Origin of the sequence: Burkholderia sp. Ac-20344 (assembly GCF_017104975.1) — a bacterium.
GTDB lineage: Bacteria > Pseudomonadota > Gammaproteobacteria > Burkholderiales > Burkholderiaceae > Burkholderia.
On record NZ_JAAGPP010000306.1, the window covers coordinates 1 to 2,937 of the forward strand.

2 protein-coding genes and 2 pseudogenes are annotated in these 2,937 nt (G+C 71.2%); all 4 read left to right on the plus strand.

Annotated elements, in window-relative coordinates:
- Positions 1-560 (plus strand): annotated as a pseudogene (locus G3N64_RS38575) (precorrin-3B synthase); the annotation flags it as partial.
- Positions 553-1,179: a precorrin-8X methylmutase gene (locus G3N64_RS38580; RefSeq protein WP_046545711.1), complete on the plus strand. Its 627-nt coding sequence runs from the start codon at positions 553-555 to the stop codon at positions 1,177-1,179. The pseudogene G3N64_RS38575 and the gene G3N64_RS38580, both read left to right, overlap by 8 nt.
- A complete protein-coding gene (locus tag G3N64_RS38585) occupies positions 1,176-1,910 on the plus strand; it encodes a precorrin-2 C(20)-methyltransferase (protein ID WP_205788820.1) in 735 nt (244 codons plus the stop codon). The genes G3N64_RS38580 and G3N64_RS38585 overlap by 4 nt, the downstream gene beginning before the upstream one ends.
- Positions 1,907-2,937, plus strand: a pseudogene (locus tag G3N64_RS38590) (cobalt-precorrin 5A hydrolase); the annotation flags it as partial. The gene G3N64_RS38585 and the pseudogene G3N64_RS38590, both read left to right, overlap by 4 nt.

Below are 2,937 nucleotides of genomic sequence, written 5' to 3' on the forward strand. Positions count from 1 at the left end.
TGCGTTTCGGCGTGCAGCCGTCGCGCGAGGCGGCGCGCTGCGACGTCGGCGCCCAATTCGCGCTCGGCCGGCTCGACGCAACGCAACTGGAACGGCTCGCCGCGCTGGCCGAAACCGACGGGGACGGCACGCTGTCGATGACGCCCTGGCAAGGCGTGTTCATGCACGGCGTATCGCGCGAACGCGCGCCGGCCACGCTCGATGCGCTCGCGTCGCTCGGCCTCGTCTGCGCATCGTCCGACCCGCTGGCGACGCTCGTCGCGTGTACCGGCAGCGCGGGCTGCGCGAAAGCACGCGCCGATACGAAACACGACGCGCTCGCGCTCGCCGCGCGCATCGGCCACGCGGTCGACGTGCACCTGACCGGCTGCGAGCGCCATTGCGCGCTGCCGCATCCCGCGACGCACACGCTCGTCGCGGTTGCGCCCGCGCACTACGACCTTTACCGGCGCGACGCCGCTGCGGGCCTCGGCACCCCGCTCGCGCGCCATCTGACGATTGACCAGGCCGCGGCCCGACTGACGGGCACGCGGCACAGCCAGGACACCACCGATGCTTGACTACATTCGCGACGGGCAGGAAATCTACCGCCAGTCGTTCGCGACGATCCGCGCCGAGGCCGACCTGTCGCAGGTTCCCCCCGACCTCGAGAAACTCGCGGTGCGCGTGATCCATGCGTGCGGGATGGTCGACGTCGTCTACGATCTGCGCTTCTCGGCCGGCGCCGGCACGGCGGGCCGCACGGCGCTCGCGGCCGGCGCGCCGATCCTGTGCGACGCGAGGATGGTCGCCGAAGGCATCACGCGCGCGCGGCTGCCGGCCGACAACCGCGTGATCTGCACGCTCGGCGAACCGGAGGTGCCCGATCTCGCGCGGCATCTCGGCAACACGCGTTCGGCGGCTGCGCTCGAACTGTGGCGTCCGCACCTCGCCGGCAGCGTCGTCGTGATCGGCAATGCGCCGACCGCGCTGTTCCACCTGCTCGACATGATCGACGCCGGCGCGCCGCGCCCCGCGCTGATCCTCGGTTTCCCGGTCGGTTTCATCGGCGCGGCCGAATCGAAGGCGCTGCTCGATGCCGACAGCCGCGGCGTGCCGTACGTCGCGCTGCTCGGCCGGCGCGGCGGCAGCGCGATGGCGGCGGCGGCAGTCAATGCCCTCGCGACGGAGGTCGAATGACGACCCCACGTGGACGCCTGTTCGGGGTCGGCGTCGGCCCCGGCGATCCTGAACTGATGACGATCAAGGCGCTGCGCGTGCTGCAGGCCGCAACCGTGGTTGCGTATTTCGTCGCGAAGGGCAAGAAAGGCAATGCGTACGGCATCGTCGAAGCGCACCTGCAGGACGGACAGACGCAACTGCCGCTCGTCTATCCGGTGACGACCGAGGCGTTGCCGCCGCCGCTCTGCTATGAGACGGTGATCGCCGACTTCTACGACACGGCCGCCGAGATCGTTGCCGCGCACCTCGATGCGGGGCGCGACGTCGCGGTGATCTGCGAAGGCGACCCGTTCTTCTACGGCTCGTACATGTACCTGCACGACCGCCTCGCGCCGCGCTACGACACCGAGGTCATCCCCGGCGTATGCGCGATGCTCGGCGGCACCGCCGTGCTCGGCCAGCCGCTCGTCTATCGCAACCAGAGCCTGTCGGTGCTGTCCGGCGTGCTGCCCGAGCACGAACTGCGTGAGCGGCTCGCGCGGGCCGACGCGGCCGTCGTGATGAAGCTCGGCCGCAATTTCGACAAGGTGCGGCGCGTGCTCGACGAGCTGGGGCTCGCGAAGCGCGCGCTGTATGTCGAGCGCGCGACGATGGCGAGCCAGCGCATCGTGCCGCTCGACGAAGTCGATCCGATGGCGTCGCCGTATTTCTCGCTGCTCGTCGTGCCGGGGGAAAAATGGCAAGGATGACGACTCCGCCCGCGATCGTGATTCTCGGCGCGGGCGCGCTCGATACCGCGCGACGCATCCAGGCACGCTATCCGGGTGCCCTCGTGCATGGGCTCACGCCGCGTGTCGACGCCGACGTGCCGTTCGACGATCTCGGCGCACACCTGCGCGAACTCTATGCACGCGGCCTGCCGATCGTCGCACTGTGCGCGGCCGGCATCGTGATCCGCTGCATCGCCCCCGCGCTCGCCGACAAGGGCGTCGAGCCGCCCGTGCTCGCGGTGGCGGAAGACGGTTCGGCGGTCGTGCCGCTGCTCGGCGGGCTGACGGGCGTCAACGTGATGGCGCGCGAAATCGCCGCATGCGTCGGCGTCGCGCCGGCGATCACGACGAGCGGCGAACTGCGCTTCGGCGCGTGCGTGCTCAATCCGCCCGAAGGCTATGCGCTCGCCGATCTCGCCCAGGGCAAGCGCTTCGTGTCCGATCTGCTCGCGGGCGCGTCGACGCGCATGGACGGCGCGGCGCCGTGGCTCGACGATGTCGCGCTGCCGCGCGACGACGCGGCCGCGCATGCGATCCGCGTGACACCCGATGTGTGGCGCGGCACGCGCGACGAACTCGTGATTCATCCGCGCAGCGTGGTGATTGGCGTCGATGCGCAGGCTGTCCACGCGGATGAAGCGCTCGCCGCACGCATCGACGCCGCACTCGATGCGCACGGTCTCGCACGGCTGGCGCTCGCGGCGATCGTGGCGCCCGCATCGGCGATCGGTGATGCCGTGCTGGAAGAAGCGGCGCAAACGCTCGACGTGCCGCTTCGTTTCGTCGATGGCGATGACGATGGCGATGACGACGTGACACCCGATGCGGCCGCACTGCTCGGCCGCGCGTTGCGTGTCGTGCACACGCTGCGCGCAACGACGAACGGCATCGCGTGCGCGGTCGCGGCGCATCCGGTCGATCCCGCCACGCTCGGCCGTGCACGCGGCCGCCTGACGGTGCTCGGGCTCGGCCCGGGTGGCGCCGCGTGGCTCACGCCGGCCGCGCG

Excerpts from the sequence above, each read along its gene's own strand:
- G3N64_RS38580 (WP_046545711.1), top strand. The coding sequence starts at position 553 with ATGCTTGACTACATTCGCGACGGGCAGGAAATCTACCGCCAGTCGTTC.
- G3N64_RS38585 (WP_205788820.1), top strand. The coding sequence starts at position 1,176 with ATGACGACCCCACGTGGACGCCTGTTCGGGGTCGGCGTCGGCCCCGGC.